The sequence below is a fragment of the Enterobacter sp. ENT02 genome (assembly GCF_019219165.1).
GTDB lineage: Bacteria > Pseudomonadota > Gammaproteobacteria > Enterobacterales > Enterobacteriaceae > Enterobacter > Enterobacter mori.
Genome location: NZ_JAHUWD010000003.1, coordinates 269,026 through 285,385, shown reverse-complemented (window position 1 = coordinate 285,385; position 16,360 = coordinate 269,026). Strand labels below are relative to the sequence as shown.

Below are 16,360 nucleotides of genomic sequence, written 5' to 3'. Positions count from 1 at the left end.
TCCCTCTAAAATCGGTCCCGACGCTGCCAGAGCAGCAGCAGGAAAAACGGCCCGCCAATCAGTGAAATCACAATCCCCGCCGGCAGCTGTAGCGGCAAAAATGCCAGACGCCCGACGTTATCCGCCAGCAGCACCAGCAGCGCGCCCAGCACGGCGCTTCCCGTCAGCAATGCTGTTTGCCCACCGCGCAGCAGCAGGCGCGCCATATGCGGTGCAATCAGCCCCACGAAACCCATCCCCCCCACACAGGAGACGCAGGCCGCGGTGAGCACGACCGGTGCAAGCACGCGCAGCAAGGCAAGTCGTGAAGTGCGCACGCCAAGCCCGGTCGCGGTGTGGTTACCCAGCAACGCCACGTCGGCGGCGCGTGCGGTAAAGAGCAGCAGCGCGAACGCGGGAAGCGCCCAGGCGGCAGCAATACTGACCAGCATCCAGTTTGCCGCATGCAGGCTTCCCGCCAGCCACAGCATCGCGGTCTGCACGTCGCGCACGTCCGCGGTAGTCATAAAAACACCCATTGCGGCGGCAAACGCCCATGACACGCCGATACCCGTCAGGATGAATCGCGGACGGGAAATATCGCGTGCCAGCGCCACCACCAGCAGCGCGGTCAGCAGCCCACCGGCCATGCCGACCAGCGGTCGCCAGTACAGGCTAAGCGCCGGGAACTGAAAAATCAGCAACAGCACCGCCGCGCTACAGCCCTCTTTCACGCCGATAAGCCCGGGGTCAGCAAGGCCATTGCGGGTGATGGACTGCATCGCCGCCCCCGCCATACCGAGCATCGCGCCGCACAGCACCGCCATCAGCAGGCGCGGCAGACGGATATCCATCACGATGTAATGCGTCTCTGCTTCCAGCGTCTGCGGATAAAACAGCGCGCGCCCGACGGCGGAGGCAGGAATGGGCAGCGAGCCGTGGGTCAGACCAAAACTGAGAAGCAAGAAGGCAGCCAGCGATAAAAATGCCAGGCATGCCAGCGCTTTTGGACGAACCAGCGCCGAAAGGGGGCCGACGCGTAGCGCACGCAGTCCCACCCGGCTCATTTGAACATCCTCGACGCCAGGAAGATAAAGACGGGCGCACCGACCAGCGCGGTCATAACGCCGGTTGCCAGCTCATACGGCGTAAACAGCGTGCGGGCGGCAACATCCGCCAGCAGGAGAACCAGCGCCCCACACAGGGCCGAAAGCGGCACCATTGCGCGGATGTCCACCGTCACCAGGCGGCGGATCAGCTGTGGTACCACAAGGCCGATAAAACCAATCGGCCCGGCGATGGAGACCGCCGCGCCGCAGAGCAGTGCAATCGCCAGCAGCGCGAACAGGCGCGTTTTCAGCAATGAGACGCCAAGCCCCTGCGCCATTCTGTCGCCCAGCGCCAGCATGTTGAGCGAGGGCGAGAGCCACAGCGCCAGCGCAAAGCCAGCGGCAGCAACCCCTGCCGCGCTCCCTATCGTCCCGGCGCTGAGCCCCGCTAAATCTCCAGCCAGCCAGGTGCGCATGGCGAGCAGCGTCTGTTCATCAAGGATTAATATCGCGGCAGTCACCGATGAAGCAAATGCCGACATCGCCACGCCGCACAGCGTGACTTTCATCGGCGTCAGCCCGGTGCGACCAGAGGAGGAGAACATCAGCACCAGCAGAAACAGCGCCGCGGCACCGACGGCGGCAACGAGCGGGCGACCAAACGGCAGCGACAGCCCAAGCGCGCTGACGATCACCACCGCCAGCGCCGCCCCTGCATTCAGCCCCAGAATATGCGGCTCGCCGAGCGGGTTACGGATCACCGACTGCAGCAGCACGCCCGCCACGCCGAGCGCGGCGCCAGTCACCATTGCGGCGCAGAGACGCAGCAGCCGGAGCCTGATAATCACGCTATGGTCGAAATTGCGCGGATCGAAATGGAAGAATGCATCCACTACCGTCCGGGGAGCGATAAAGCGCGCGCCGATGCCCAGATGTGCAATCGCGCCCATCGCCAGCAGCAATGTGAATACAAGGAATGCCAGAGAGGTGCGCATCATGGTTGTTCTGCGACCTTTCGAAACGGCATAAAGAACGGCTTTCCGGTCATTGGGTTAACGGACATATGTACGTCGACGTCAAACACCGTTTTGATCAGCGACGGCGTGCAGGTGTCGCCTTCATGTAATACCCCCTCGACTTTGCCCTGGCGTAAAAAGACCAGCGAATCGCCGTAGTTCACGGCAAAGTTGAGATCGTGCAGCACCACCACCACGGTGCGCCCGTGCTGGCGGGTCAGGGTGTGCAGCAGCTCCAGGATCTCCACCTGATAGCGAAGGTCGAGATACGTCGTGGGCTCATCCAGCAGGATATACGGCGTTTGCTGCGCCAGCGCCATGGCGATCCAGCAGCGTTGACGCTGACCGCCGGACAGGCTTTCAACCGGCAGATGAGCAAACTCTGCCGTTCCGGTCAGGCGTAATGCCTCCTCCACCGCCAGCTCGTCTTCATCACTCCACTGACGCATAAAGTTCTGCCAGGGAAAGCGCCCGCGCGAAACCAGTTCAAAAACGGTTAACCCCTCCGGCAACAGCGGAGACTGCGGCAAAATGCCAAGCTGACGGGCGACCGCTTTGGTCGGCTGTTCATGAATGGCTTTGCCATCCAGCACGACGCTGCCGCCAAGCGGCTGTAGCAGACGCGCGAGGGTGCTCAACAGCGTGGATTTGCCACAGCCGTTCGCCCCCACCAGAACGGTCATCTTCCGTTGCGGGATCGCGAGGGAGATATCATCAACGATGATTTTTTTGTGATAACCCGCAGAGAGATTCTCCAGAACCAGTCCCGGTTTTGTCGTGTTATGCGCCACGTGAATGCCAACGTAATGAAAAACCAATAAATAAAAATAAAACTCATTCTCTTTTGAGAAGTTTGCCGCTGCGCCATGTAGTAGTCAAGTGAATAAAAGCCCTGGATAAACCAGGGGCGATCGCAACGGGTCACGCAAAGTTAAATCAATAAATTCCAATAAATTTCAATAAATTAAAAGCCAATTGCTTTGATTTTAACGGTACGAAAATCACTGTAGTCATTATTTTACTTTTTCCATTTACTACTACAATCCCGCATGATTGAATGATTCTCAATTACAAGTTCGATGCCATTCAGGCTAACGAACAGACCGTAAGGGCAATGACTCACACATTTTTCCGCGAAGATTGTTTCGCCGGATATTCTGGGAAAACAGATGTAATGGCTAAGTTCACACCTTCATTCTCTGGGGTAAAAGGGCGCGCGCTCTTTTCTCTGTTGTTTATGGCACCTTTGGTACACGCAGCGGCAAACGACGGCGAGACCCTGACCGTTACCGCCGATCCGAATGCGACCCTCGACGCCACCAGCGGCTATCAGCCCCTGAACACCTCCACCGCCACGCTGACCAACATGCCGATGCTGGACATCCCGCAGGTGGTCAATACCGTCAGCAATAACGTGCTGGAAGACCAAAACGCGACCACGCTCGACGAGGCGCTGTATAACGTCAGCAACGTGGTGCAGACCAACACCCTGGGCGGCACGCAGGATGCCTTTGTGCGCCGTGGTTTTGGCGCGAACCGTGACGGCTCGATCATGACCAACGGCCTGCGCACCGTGCTGCCGCGCAGCTTTAACGCCTCAACCGAACGCGTGGAGGTGCTGAAAGGCCCAGCCTCGACCCTGTACGGTATTCTCGACCCCGGCGGCCTGATTAACGTCGTCACCAAACGCCCGGAGAAAACCTTCGGCGGCTCGATTTCTGCCACCTCGACCAGCTTTGGCGGCGGCACCGGACAGATCGATGTCACCGGCCCGATTGACGGCACGCGCCTGGCGTATCGCCTGACGGGGGAATATCAGGACGAAGACTACTGGCGCAATTTCGGCAACGAACGCAGCACCTTTATCGCCCCGTCGCTCACCTGGTTTGGCGATGACGCCACCGTGACCGTGCTCTATTCGCATCGCGACTATAAAACGCCGTTCGATCGCGGAACGATCTTCGATCTCAACACCAAAAAAGCTGTCGACGTCGATCGCAAAACCCGCTTTGACGAATCGTTTAACGTCACCGACGGGCAGTCCGATCTCGCGCAGCTCAACGCGGAATATCGTCTTAACAGCCAGTGGACTGCGAAGTTCGACTACAGCTACAGCCAGGATAAGTACAGTGATAACCAGGCGCGCGTGATGGCCTACGATTCAAAAACCGGCAACCTGACCCGCCGCGTGGATGCCACCCAGGGCTCCACCCAGCGGATGCATACGACGCGAGCGGATCTGAAGGGGAACGTGGATATCGCCGGTTTCTACAACGAGATCCTGACCGGCGTGTCGTATGAGAATTACGATCTGCTGCGCACGGATATGATGCGCTGCAAGAACGTCAAAGGTTTCAATATCTACAATCCGACGTATGGGAATCTCGACAAGTGCACCACCGTCTCGGCGTCCGACAGCGACCAGACCATCAAGCAGGAGAGCTACTCCGCCTACGCGCAGGACGCGCTGTACCTGACCGATAAATGGATCGCCGTCGCCGGACTGCGCTACCAGTATTACACCCAGTACGCGGGGAAAGGCCGTCCGTTTAACGTGAATACCGACAGCCACGACGACCAATGGACGCCTAAGCTGGGGCTGGTGTACAAGCTCACCCCGGCAGTCTCGCTATTTGCCAACTATTCCCAGACGTTTATGCCGCAGTCGTCCATTGCGAGCTACATCGGTGACCTGCCGCCGGAAACGTCGAATGCGTATGAAATTGGTGCTAAGTTTGACCTTTTTGACGGCATTACCGCCAATATTGCGCTGTTTGATATCCACAAGCGCAACGTGCTGTACACCGAAAGCGTGGGTGATGAAACCATCGCCAAAACCGCAGGCCGCGTGCGCTCTCAGGGCGTAGAAGTGGATCTTGCGGGGTCGCTGACTGAGAACACCAACATTATTGCCAGCTACGGCTATACCGACGCGAAGGTGTTGGAAGACCCGGACTATTCGGGCAAACCGCTGCCGAACGTGCCGCGCCATACCGGCTCCCTGTTCCTGACCTACGATATTCACAATGCGTTTGCCGGGAATACACTGACGCTGGGCGGCGGCGGGCACGGCGTAAGCCGTCGTTCCGCAACCAACGGTGCGGATTACTATCTGCCGGGCTATTTCGTGGCGGATGCGTTTGCGGCGTACAAGATGAAGCTGCAGTATCCGGTGACGCTGCAGGTGAACGTGAAAAACCTGTTTGATAAGACCTACTACACGTCGTCCATTGCGACCAACAACCTGGGCAACCAGATTGGCGATCCGCGCGAAGTGCAGTTTACGGTGAAGATGGAGTTTTGACGTAAAAAAGCCCGATGGCGCTAACGCTTATCGGGCCTACGATCCATTCCCTCTCCCTGTGGGAGAGGGTTAGGGTGAGGGCATCAGGCCTCAATATCCGCCATATCGCCTTTCTCCTGCAGCCAGTTACGTCGGTCTTCCGAACGTTTCTTGGCAAGGAGCATATCCATCATGGCGTTGGTTTGCTGTTCGTCTTCGTCGCTGATCGTTAGCTGTACCAGACGGCGCGTGTTCGGATCCAACGTCGTTTCGCGAAGCTGCATCGGGTTCATCTCGCCCAGCCCTTTAAAGCGCTGCACGTTCGGTTTGCCCTTCTTGCGCTTCAGCTGTTCCAGCACGCCCGCTTTTTCCTCTTCCGTCAGCGCGTAGTAAACCTCTTTACCGAGATCGATACGGTAGAGCGGCGGCAGCGCCACGTGAACGTGGCCGTTTTTCACCAGCGTTTTGAAGTGCTTCACGAACAGCGCGCACAGCAGCGTGGCGATGTGCAGACCATCGGAGTCCGCATCCGCGAGGATACAGATTTTGCCGTAGCGCAGCTGGCTCAAATCGTCGCTGTCCGGATCGATGCCGATCGCCACCGAGATATCGTGAACTTCCTGCGAGGCCAGCACTTCATCAGAAGAGACCTCCCAGGTATTCAGGATCTTACCCTTGAGGGGCATGATCGCCTGATATTCACGATCGCGCGCCTGCTTGGCCGATCCGCCCGCCGAGTCCCCTTCCACGAGGAACAGCTCGGTACGGTTGAGATCCTGCGCGGTACAATCCGCCAGCTTGCCCGGCAGCGCGGGGCCGCTGGTCAGCTTTTTACGCACCACTTTCTTCGCGGCACGCAGACGACGCTGGGCGCTGGAGATCGCCATTTCAGCCAGCATTTCTGCTGCCTGAACGTTCTGGTTCAGCCACAGGGTAAATGCATCTTTCACCACGCCGGAAACGAACGCCGCGCACTGACGTGACGACAGGCGCTCCTTGGTCTGACCGGCAAACTGCGGATCCTGCATCTTCACGGAGAGCACGTAGGCGCAGCGATCCCAGATATCTTCCGCAGACAGCTTCACGCCACGCGGCAGGATGTTGCGGTATTCGCAGAATTCGCGCATCGCGTCCAGCAGCCCCTGACGCAGGCCGTTGACGTGCGTACCGCCCAGCATGGTCGGGATCAGGTTAACGTAGCTTTCGGTCAGCAGCTCGCCGCCTTCCGGCAGCCACAGCAGCGCCCAGTCCACGGCTTCTGTATCGCCGCTAAAGTTACCGACAAACGGTTTTTCCGGCAGCGTTGGCAGGCCGTTTACCGCTTCGCACAGGTAGTCGTTCAGACCATCGGCGTAGCACCAGGTTTGTGCGGTATTGTTAACGTGGTCTGTAAAAGTGATTTCCACGCCCGGACATAGCACCGCTTTGGCTTTCAGCAGGTGCGTCAGGCGAGAAACAGAAAAACGCGGGCTGTCGAAGAAGCTTTCGTCAGGCCAGAAGTGGACGCTGGTGCCGGTATTGCGTTTGCCGCACGTGCCGACAACCTGCAGATCCTGCACCTTATCGCCATTTTCAAAGGCGATGTTATAGACCTGGCCGTCGCGACGAACGTTCACTTCCACGCGTTTGGACAGGGCGTTCACCACGGAAATGCCCACGCCGTGCAGACCACCGGAGAACTGATAGTTCTTGTTGGAGAACTTACCGCCCGCATGCAGACGACAGAGGATCAGCTCAACGGCAGGCACGCCCTCTTCCGGGTGGATATCCACCGGCATGCCGCGCCCGTCGTCGATAACTTCCAGCGACTGATCGGCGTGCAGGATAACGTCAACGCGTTTGGCATGGCCTGCCAGCGCTTCGTCCACACTGTTATCAATAACTTCCTGGCCCAGGTGGTTTGGGCGCGTCGTATCGGTGTACATCCCCGGGCGGCGGCGAACCGGCTCAAGCCCGGTGAGTACCTCAATGGCATCAGCGTTATAGGTTTGCGTCATGATTTAAGCTAGCAATTCGCATTGATTGTCAGTGGCTGTGCAGTCCAAGAAAATCGACAATCTGGGTGAAATGATCCTCAAAGCCCGTGAAAGCATGGTTTCCGCCCTCTTCTATAGTCTGGCGGCAGGATGCGTAATACGCCACTGCCTGGCGGTAATCCAGCACTTCATCACCCGTCTGCTGCAGCAGCCAGATGAGATCCGGCGCTTCAAGCGGGTCGACCTGCATAACTTTGAGATCGTAAATATGGCGTGACTCTAGCACATATTGTTGGCCGGTGTAGGGGTTCTCGTTTTCGCCAAGAAAGTCCCTGAGTAGCTCAAATGGCCGTACCGCTGGGTTAACCACCACTGCGGGCAGCATAAAGCATTGCGACAGCCAGGTGGCGTAATATCCTCCCAGCGATGAACCGACCACGCCAAAGGATTCGCCACCGTGTTCGAGGACGCTCGATTCCAGCATCTCCGCCGCTTCCGCCGGGTATGGCGGCAGTTGCGGGACAATCATCTCAACGTGCGGATGATTCTCGCTCAGCCAGTGGCGAAACTGCGTCGCTTTCGCGGAGCGCGGCGAGCTGTTGAACCCGTGAAGATAGAGAAGCGTAGACATCAATAGCCTTCTGAAGCGGTATCGGGGCGGAATTTTGCGCCTGACAAACGGCACACTTCTGTCGTCAGGTTGCCATCGGCATGCAGTTCCAGCCAGCGCCAGCCTGGGGCGATGGTGTCCAGGGTGAAGTTGGCGCAATGCGGCTTAAATTGCACGCAAGTGGACGGCGTGGCGAGCATTCTGCGGCCATTCCAGTCGAGATCCTGTTCCTGATGAATATGTCCGCACAGCAGATTTTTCACGCGAGGGAAGTTCACCAGCACGCTATCCAGCGCCGCTGAGTTACGCAGGCTGTGTTGATCGAGCCAGCTGCAGCCCGCTGGCAGCGGATGATGATGAAGCAACAGCAGCGTATTGCGTGCCGGTTCGGCAGCCAGTTTGGTTTCGAGCCAGTCAAGCTGAAACTCGCTTAACTCACCGTGCGGGACGCCAAAGACCTGGCTGTCGAGCAGTAAAATTTGCCAGTGGTCCCCTGCAAAAACACACTTCGCCGGGGAGATGCCCGACTCCAGGAGCGAGCTGTACATGGCAGGCTGGAAATCATGGTTGCCGGGCAGCCATACGCAAGGCACACTGAAGCTCGCGATGCCTTCAGCAAAATGCTGGTAGGCCGCGGAGGACTGATCCTGCGCCAGATCGCCCGTTGCGACAATCAGATCGCAGGCGCGATCTTCGGCGTGAATCGCGTTGAGTACAGCCTGATAGCTCTCCCAGGTATTCACGCCCAGCAGAGTTTCATGCTTTTCGGCAAACAGGTGGGTATCGGTGATTTGTAATATCCTGACTGGCGCCCCACCAGCAACAGTCAGGTTCAACAGGCTTTCCAAATGGTGTCCTTAGGTAGGTTTATGACGCTAACAAACCGGAATCGCCATTGCTCCATGTGCTAAACAATATCTTAGCCAGTCGGCTAAAAACTGGTTAATTTGATGCTTTTCGTCGCGTTGATGCAACTTTTTATTCGGGTAATCATACCGCGCTTTGAAGCGAAAGATCTGCTGGCTCGAACACACTTCAGCGACCATCGCGTCGTGATAGAGACGCACCGTCATCGACGGCAAGCTCCAGTAGCTAATGCTGGGGGCCGTTTGCTCAATCTCTACCACCGTAGTGTAGCGCGTTGATTCTGTTATCGTTAACCGATACTGCGCGTTGCTCACCTGATAGCTTACCGTTTCGCCGGGTGCGTCGTTTCGCGGCAGCAGGCGGCGCAGATGTGCGAAATTGGTTTCGCACAGGCGCATCATTTCTGGGAAGTCAGGTGTATAGCGCTTCATTTTTTCCACTCGTTTCGTAATGTCTGATAATGCAGTTGCAGCCATTGCAGGGCGATGACAGACGCTGCGTTGTCGATTGAACCCTCTTCTACCCACTGGTAAGCCTGTTCCCGGCTCACCACATGAACCCGAATATCTTCGTTTTCATCTGCCAGACCGTGGATCCCTTCCGCGGTCGTGGCGTCCACTTCGCCCACCATAATGGATAAGCGTTCACTTGTGCCACCCGGGCTTGCCAGATAGCTGAGCACGGGTTTTGTTCTCCCGACAACCAGACCCGCCTCTTCCAGCGCTTCGCGCCGGGCAACGTCCTCGACCGATTCGCCCTCTTCAATCATCCCGGCCACCATCTCCAGCAGCCACGGGCTTTCGCTGACGTCATAAGCGGCGATGCGGATCTGCTCAACCAGCACCACTTCATCGCGCACTGGGTCAAAGGGTAGCAAGACTGCAGCATGCCCGCGCTCAAAAATTTCGCGTTTGATTTCGCCGCTCATCTCGCCGTTAAACAGGCGATGCCTGAAACGGTAAAGATCCATTGAAAAAAAACCGCTATAAAGCGTTTCTCGTGCAATAATTTCTACATCGTTTTTGGCGAATGTGACGGGCAACTTCTCTGTTTTTTGCATAAATCATGTCCTGGTAGCAATGGTGATGAAATGATGAATTTCAAGGCTGTTTGGCTGCCGTTTGTAAGGCTATATGATAGATTGGTGCAAATTACCGCCAGATGGCACGTAACGCCAACCTTTTGGTGTGGATGATTCTGTTAGAATCGGCAATTATTTTTAATTAGATCAGCGCTAATACTGCTTCACAACAAGGAATGCAAATGAAGAAATTGCTCCCCATCCTTATCGGCCTGAGCCTGACGGGCTTCAGTGCAATGAGCCAGGCGGAAAACCTGTTACAGGTCTACCAGCAGGCACGTCTGGGCAACCCTGATTTACGTAAATCAGCGGCCGATCGTGATGCTGCGTTTGAAAAGATTAACGAAGCGCGTAGCCCGCTGCTGCCACAGTTAGGTTTAGGTGCAGATTATACCTACAGCAACGGTTTCCGCGACGCTAACGGCGTTAACTCCAATGCCACCAGCGCATCACTGCAGTTAACCCAGACGCTGTTTGACATGTCCAAATGGCGCGCCCTGACCCTGCAGGAAAAGAGCGCGGGTATTCAGGATGTGACGTATCAGACCGATCAGCAGACGCTGATCCTCAATACCGCCACCGCTTACTTCAACGTGCTGAGCGCGATTGACTCGCTCTCCTACACCGAAGCGCAGAAACAGGCGATTTACCGTCAGTTGGATCAAACCACCCAGCGCTTCAACGTGGGCCTGGTGGCGATCACCGACGTGCAGAACGCCCGTTCACAGTACGACAGCGTACTGGCCAACGAAGTCACCGCGCGTAACAACCTTGATAACGCGCTGGAATCACTTCGTCAGGTGACCGGTAACTACTACCCTGAGCTGGCCTCCCTGAACGTGGACAGCTTCAAAACCGATAAGCCGCAGGCCGTTAATGCCCTGCTGAAAGAAGCGGAAAACCGTAACCTGGCGTTATTGCAGGCGCGTCTGAGCCAGGATCTGGCTCGCGAGCAGATTCGCCAGGCGCAGGATGGCCATCTGCCAACCCTGAGCCTGAGCGCCTCTACCGGTGTCTCTGATACGACCTACAGCGGTTCTAAAACCAACTCAGCCCAGTACGACGACAGCAACCAGGGTCAGAACAAAGTGGGTCTGAGCTTCTCCCTGCCGCTGTACCAGGGCGGCATGGTGAACTCCCAGGTGAAACAGGCGCAGTACAACTTTGTTGGCGCAAGCGAGCAGCTGGAAAGCGCGCACCGTAACGTGGTGCAGACCGTGCGTTCTTCCTTCAACAACGTGAACGCCTCTATCAGCAGCATCAACGCATACAAACAAGCCGTTGTGTCTGCACAAAGCTCCCTGGATGCAATGGAAGCGGGCTACTCGGTCGGTACGCGTACCATCGTTGACGTACTCGACGCGACCACCACGCTGTACAACGCGAAACAGCAGCTCTCCAGCGCACGTTACCAGTACCTGATTAACCAGCTGAACATCAAGCAGGCGCTGGGTACGCTGAACGAACAGGATCTGCAGATGCTGAACAGCACGCTGGGCAAACCAGTGTCGACCTCACCGGAAAGCGTTGCACCGGAGAACCCGCAGCAGGTTGCCGCGGTGGATAACTTCAACGGTGATAGCAATACCCCTGCTGCACAGCCAACGGCAGCACGTACCAACACCGGCAATAATCCGTTCCGTAACTAAGAGTGTCATCAGGCCCACTGCGGCCTGATGCCCTCACCCCGGCCCTCTCCCACAGGAGAGGGAGCATCTGAATCACACTCGAACGTAAGCCAACGTAAAGATCCCCCTCATTCCGCCCCTCTTCGCTTCATTTTCAACCACTCATCCTCTATCCTGAGCGTTATTACCACTGGGTCCTGGAAGACAAACATGAAACGGACAAAAACGATGAATCACGCGTCGTTCCGCAAAAGCTGGAACGCACGTCACCTCACCCCTGTTGCACTGGCGGTCACCGCCGTCTTTATGCTGGCAGGCTGTGAGCAAAGCGACGAAACGGTCTCGATGTATCAAAACGCAGACGACTGCTCGGCCGCAACCGGTAAAGCCGCGGAATGTACGACGGCTTATAACAGCGCGCTGAAAGAAGCGGAACGTACCGCACCGAAATATGCTTCGCGCGAAGACTGCGTGGCGGAATTCGGCGAAGGCCAGTGCCAGCAGGCGCCTGCTCAGGCAGGTATGGCACCGGAAAACCAGGCGCAGGCGCAGTCCAGCGGCAGCTTCTGGATGCCGCTGATGGCGGGCTACATGATGGGCCGCATGATGAGCGGCGGCGCGGGCTACCAGCAGCAGCCGCTGTTTAGCTCTAAAAACCCAAACAGCCCGGCATACGGTAAATACACCGACGCCACCGGTAAAAACTACGGTGCAGCAACGCCTGGCCGTACCACGACCGTGCCTAAAACGGCGATGGCGCCTAAGCCAGCAACCACCAGCACCATCACCCGCGGTGGCTTTGGTGAATCTGTGGCGAAACAAACCACCATGCAGCGCAGCGCGACCGGGTCTTCGACTCGCTCAATGGGCGGCTGATTATGGAACGAGTCAGTATTGTCGAGCGCCCGGACTGGCGCGAAAAAGCCACTGAATATGGTTTTAACTTCCACACCATGTACGGCGAGCCGTACTGGTGTGAGGATGCTTACTACAAGCTCACGCTGGCCCAGGTTGAAAAGCTGGAAGAGGTCACCGCTGAGCTGCACCAGATGTGCCTGAAGGTCGTGGAAAAGGTTATCGACAGCGATGAGCTGATGACCAGATTCCGCATTCCGAAGCACACCTGGAGCTTTGTACGCCAGTCCTGGAAAACGAACCAACCTTCACTTTACTCTCGCCTCGATCTCGCCTGGGATGGCGTGGGTGAACCTAAGCTCCTGGAAAATAACGCCGATACGCCAACCTCCCTGTATGAAGCGGCGTTCTTCCAGTGGATTTGGCTGGAAGATCAAATCAATGCTGGAAACCTGCCGGAAGGGAGCGACCAGTTCAACAGCCTGCAGGAAAAGCTGATTGAGCGTTTCGCCGAACTGCGCGAACAGCACGGCTTCAATCTGCTGCACCTCGCCTGCTGCCGCGACACGGAAGAAGACCGCGGTACGGTTCAATACTTACAGGACTGCGCCGCCGAAGCGCACGTCGCCACCGAGTTCCTCTATATCGAGGATATTGGTCTGGGTGAAAAAGGTCAGTTTACGGATATGCAGGATCAGGTGATCAGTAACCTGTTCAAACTCTATCCTTGGGAATACATGCTGCGCGAGATGTTCTCCACCAAGCTGGAAGACGCTGGCGTGCGCTGGCTGGAGCCAGCGTGGAAGAGCATTATTTCGAATAAAGCCCTGCTGCCGATGCTGTGGGAGATGTTCCCGAACCACCCTAACCTGCTGGCGGCGTACTTTGCGGAAGACGATCACCCGCAAATGGAAAAATACGTCGTGAAGCCGATCTTCTCCCGCGAAGGCGCAAACGTCTCCATCATCGAAAACGGCAAAACGCTGGAAGCGGTTGAAGGACCTTACGGCGAAGAAGGGATGATCGTCCAGGAGTTCTATCAACTGCCGAGGTTTGGCGACAGCTATACCCTGATTGGCAGTTGGCTCATCAACGATCAGCCTGCCGGGATTGGCATTCGCGAAGATCGCGCGCTGATCACTCAGGATCTGTCACGCTTTTATCCGCATATTTTTATTGAGTAAGATTTGCCCGGTGGCGCTACGCTTACCGGGCCTACGCGCGACATGTAGGCCGGGTAAGGCGAAGCCGCCACCCGGCATGTTTTTACCCAATCTGCACCGATAGCATACTTAAGCTCCCCATCTCAATACCGTCGACCGGGATCGTCACCGGTTCCTGACCATCCCACGCGCCAAGCACATACAGCAGCGGCAGGAAGTGCTCCGGGGTCGGGTTAGAGAGCGAACCGCCGTCGTGATCCAGATAGTTCACCAGCGGATGCGCCTCACTCGGGCCTTGCCACATCAGGTTTGCTTTGACGTAGTCGTTAAACGAGGTCGCCCACGGGTACGGCGTGTTCTCACCGTGCCAGCGCGCCGTACGCAGGTTATGCACCACGTTACCACTCGCCACCAGCATGATGCCTTCATCACGCAGGGTTGCCAGCTTGCGGCCCATTTCCAGATGCCAGGCGGCGGGTTTGGTGCTGTCGATGCTCAACTGCACCATTGGGATATCGGCATCCGGGTACATCTTAATCAGCACGCCCCAGGAGCCGTGGTCAAAACCCCAGGCTTCTTTATCCAGTGCAACCGGAACAGGCGCCAGCAGCTCCACCAACTGCTGAGCCAGCGCTGGTGAGCCAGGAGCGGGGTAATGCGTGTCATACAGCGCCTGCGGGAAACCGCCGAAATCATGAATGGTTTTCGGTGCTTCCATCGCCGTAACGCCGGTACCTCGCGTAAACCAGTGCGCAGATACCACGACAATGGCTTTCGGGCGCGGCAACGTCTCACCCAGCTGACGCCAGGCTCGGGTATAGACGTTATCCTCCAGGACGTTCATTGGGCTACCGTGGCCTAAAAACAGTGCTGGCATACGAGAAGAAGACATGATGATATCCTTACAGACGGTGTCAATTTGATTGGGCTACATTACGCGCAATCCGGTAAAGATGAACGCTGATAAGCATGAAGAACATCTTCAGGAAATTTGAATATAAGGGACAGATAAAGGAGAGATGAATGTCAGTACCTCTGATGTTGACCGTCCTGGCGGGTGCAGCCACCTTCATTGGCGCGATCCTGGGCGTACTCGGCCAGAAACCCTCTAACCGTGTGCTGGCTTTTTCACTCGGTTTTGCTGCCGGCATTATGCTGCTTATCTCCCTGATGGAGATGCTGCCCGCTGCCCTTGGCACAGAGGGCATGTCCCCACTTCTGGGCTACGGCATGTTTGTCTTTGGTCTGCTCGGGTATTTCGCTCTCGATCGCATGCTTCCGCACGCGCATCCGCAAGATTTAATGCAGGAAAATGTCACCCCCTCGCCGCGTAATATCAAGCGCACGGCGATACTGTTGACGCTGGGCATCAGCCTGCATAACTTCCCGGAGGGCGTCGCCACCTATGTGACGGCCAGCAGCAATCTGGAAATGGGCTTTGGCATCGCGCTGGCGGTCGCCTTACACAATATTCCTGAAGGACTTGCCGTTGCGGGACCGGTGTATGCAGCCACCGGCTCAAAACGTACTGCCGTTTTCTGGGCCGGTATTTCAGGTATCGCCGAGATTCTGGGTGGCGTACTGGCATGGCTGATTCTTGGCAGTCTGGTTTCACCTGTGGTGATGGCAGCCATTATGGCCGCGGTGGCCGGGATTATGGTCGCACTTTCAGTAGATGAACTGATGCCACTGGCAAAAGAGATAGACCCGAACAACAACCCGAGTTATGGCGTGTTGTGCGGCATGTCGGTGATGGGGTTTAGCCTGGTCTTGTTACAATCGGCAGGTATAGGCTGAGCGGTTGCGCTCCCTTTTTTGCGGGAGCGCAATTTTTTGAAATGTCAGCAAGTGCCAACCATCATTATCAATGATATTAAGTCCGGCACCATACTTTCTCGCTGCTATAGAATTCACTCAAGAAATATTATTTATAACTATTTCCCGTAAAATAATTAGCGTTTAGTGTATTACATGAACGTCAAAAGGTTGATGTTAGTCACTCTTTAAACCAAGCGCCCTGGCTTTTTATTCACAGCACCTATGTCACCTATAACCCCAAAAAATATATTAATAAAATCTAACCCCCTAATTAAGAAATACTCACGAGATCACTCATATTGTGACTGATATATTTCACCCGTTTTAATGCAATAAACGTGTTGCAATATTAATTCATGAACCGTATTGCGATTTCCAATCTTAGATAAAGGATTATATCTTCATGTTTAACAAGACTATCCTGGCCGTTGCGACAACTGCACTGCTTTCTGGCCTGTCATTTACTGCTGTAGCAGCAGATAACCAGGGCTCAGGGAAGATCACGTTCACTGGCGAAGTGATCAGTGCGCCTTGCTCTATCACCCCGGGAGATGAAAATCAGACCATTGAATTAGGCGAAGTCGCGGATAGCGTGCTGAATAGCGGTAAAAACTCGCTGCCGGTTGACGTCAATATCCACCTGCAGGACTGCATTCTCTCAACGACAACTGGGCAAACCACCACCACCATCGACAAAGTAAAAGTGACCTTTACTTCCGCAAGCACCGATGCAACCGACACCAGCCTGATGAAAAACACGCTGGATGGAAACATCGGCGGTGCAACAGGTGTAGGCATTCGCTTACTGGATAGCGGCAGCAATAAAGTCACGCTGGGCACGCCGATTGAAGTGTCCTTCCCGACCACTAACGCCTATCAGGAGCTGAACTTTAAAGCCCGCATGGAACCGGTATCTGGCAGCACCGCTACACCAGGTAACGTGCAGGCTCAGGCGAACTATATTCTTGCCTACAAGTAATCAAAATAGCCACTGAAAACGTAGCCGATGAAGGACTCATCGGCTTTTGTGTATTC

Annotated in this window: 15 protein-coding genes; 6 read left to right on the top strand and 9 right to left on the bottom strand. The window is 56.1% G+C overall.

The features are described from left to right. Positions 1-5 precede the first annotated feature (5 nt). From KW829_RS12340 to KW829_RS12330, 3 genes are read right to left on the bottom strand one after another with little or no spacing between them, the layout of a single operon-like run. Positions 6-1,046 (bottom strand): iron ABC transporter permease, encoded by a 1,041-nt coding sequence (locus KW829_RS12340; protein WP_172701215.1) that lies wholly within the window; start codon positions 1,044-1,046, stop codon positions 6-8. After that, on the bottom strand, positions 1,043-2,026 hold the full coding sequence (locus tag KW829_RS12335; RefSeq protein WP_218308317.1) for an iron ABC transporter permease: 984 nt from the start codon (positions 2,024-2,026) through the stop codon (positions 1,043-1,045). The genes KW829_RS12340 and KW829_RS12335 overlap by 4 nt, the downstream gene beginning before the upstream one ends. Further along, entirely contained in the window at positions 2,023-2,835 is an 813-nt protein-coding gene (locus tag KW829_RS12330; protein ID WP_010435633.1) for an ABC transporter ATP-binding protein, read from the bottom strand. Before KW829_RS12330 ends, KW829_RS12335 begins: the two co-directional genes overlap by 4 nt. Positions 2,836-3,218: 383 nt before the next feature. On the opposite strand from KW829_RS12330, the gene KW829_RS12325 reads away from it, so the two are divergent. Further along, on the top strand, positions 3,219-5,348 hold the full coding sequence (locus tag KW829_RS12325; RefSeq protein WP_218308316.1) for a TonB-dependent siderophore receptor: 2,130 nt from the start codon (positions 3,219-3,221) through the stop codon (positions 5,346-5,348). 83 nt (positions 5,349-5,431) lie between these two features. Here KW829_RS12325 and parE read toward each other — a convergent pair whose 3' ends face one another. The 5 genes from parE to nudF are packed head-to-tail and all read right to left on the bottom strand — an operon-like array spanning position 5,432 to position 9,840. Then, positions 5,432-7,324 carry a DNA topoisomerase IV subunit B gene (gene parE, locus KW829_RS12320; protein ID WP_029740698.1) on the bottom strand — a complete coding sequence of 631 codons (1,893 nt, stop codon included), beginning with the start codon at positions 7,322-7,324 and terminating at the stop codon, positions 5,432-5,434. Between the two features lie 28 nt (positions 7,325-7,352). Further along, entirely contained in the window at positions 7,353-7,934 is a 582-nt protein-coding gene (gene yqiA, locus KW829_RS12315; protein ID WP_218308315.1) for an esterase YqiA, read from the bottom strand. Beyond that, positions 7,934-8,761: a 3',5'-cyclic-AMP phosphodiesterase gene (cpdA, locus tag KW829_RS12310; RefSeq protein WP_089599602.1), complete on the bottom strand. Its 828-nt coding sequence runs from the start codon at positions 8,759-8,761 to the stop codon at positions 7,934-7,936. Before cpdA ends, yqiA begins: the two co-directional genes overlap by 1 nt. 27 nt (positions 8,762-8,788) lie before the next feature. Then, on the bottom strand, positions 8,789-9,211 hold the full coding sequence (locus tag KW829_RS12305; RefSeq protein WP_218308314.1) for a DUF1249 family protein: 423 nt from the start codon (positions 9,209-9,211) through the stop codon (positions 8,789-8,791). Then, the gene (gene nudF / locus KW829_RS12300; RefSeq protein ID WP_010435645.1) at positions 9,208-9,840 is read right to left on the bottom strand and encodes an ADP-ribose diphosphatase; all 633 of its coding nucleotides are present in this window, start codon (positions 9,838-9,840) and stop codon (positions 9,208-9,210) included. The genes KW829_RS12305 and nudF overlap by 4 nt, the downstream gene beginning before the upstream one ends. A 203-nt stretch (positions 9,841-10,043) precedes the next feature. Here nudF and tolC point away from each other — a divergent pair, with 203 nt between their 5' ends. The 3 genes from tolC (at position 10,044) to KW829_RS12285 (ending at position 13,528) form a co-directional block, all read left to right on the top strand. Continuing rightward, positions 10,044-11,510 carry an outer membrane channel protein TolC gene (gene tolC / locus KW829_RS12295; protein ID WP_218308313.1) on the top strand — a complete coding sequence of 489 codons (1,467 nt, stop codon included), beginning with the start codon at positions 10,044-10,046 and terminating at the stop codon, positions 11,508-11,510. Positions 11,511-11,699: 189 nt separating this feature from the next. Then, positions 11,700-12,365 carry a DUF1190 family protein gene (locus KW829_RS12290; RefSeq protein WP_010435649.1) on the top strand — a complete coding sequence of 222 codons (666 nt, stop codon included), beginning with the start codon at positions 11,700-11,702 and terminating at the stop codon, positions 12,363-12,365. Between the two features lie 2 nt (positions 12,366-12,367). Beyond that, on the top strand, positions 12,368-13,528 hold the full coding sequence (locus tag KW829_RS12285; protein WP_218308312.1) for a glutathionylspermidine synthase family protein: 1,161 nt from the start codon (positions 12,368-12,370) through the stop codon (positions 13,526-13,528). 82 nt (positions 13,529-13,610) lie between these two features. Here KW829_RS12285 and ygiD read toward each other — a convergent pair whose 3' ends face one another. Beyond that, positions 13,611-14,399, bottom strand: a complete 789-nt coding sequence (gene ygiD / locus KW829_RS12280) for a 4,5-DOPA dioxygenase extradiol (protein WP_089599609.1) — start codon at positions 14,397-14,399, stop codon at positions 13,611-13,613. 131 nt (positions 14,400-14,530) lie between these two features. Between ygiD and zupT the strand changes: the two genes are divergently transcribed. Together zupT and KW829_RS12270 are read left to right on the top strand one after the other, a co-directional pair. Beyond that, positions 14,531-15,304, top strand: a complete 774-nt coding sequence (gene zupT, locus KW829_RS12275) for a zinc transporter ZupT (RefSeq protein ID WP_010435656.1) — start codon at positions 14,531-14,533, stop codon at positions 15,302-15,304. A 424-nt stretch (positions 15,305-15,728) separates the two neighbouring features. Continuing rightward, positions 15,729-16,304 (top strand): fimbrial-like protein, encoded by a 576-nt coding sequence (locus tag KW829_RS12270; protein ID WP_010435659.1) that lies wholly within the window; start codon positions 15,729-15,731, stop codon positions 16,302-16,304. The last annotated feature ends 56 nt before the right edge of the window (positions 16,305-16,360 follow it).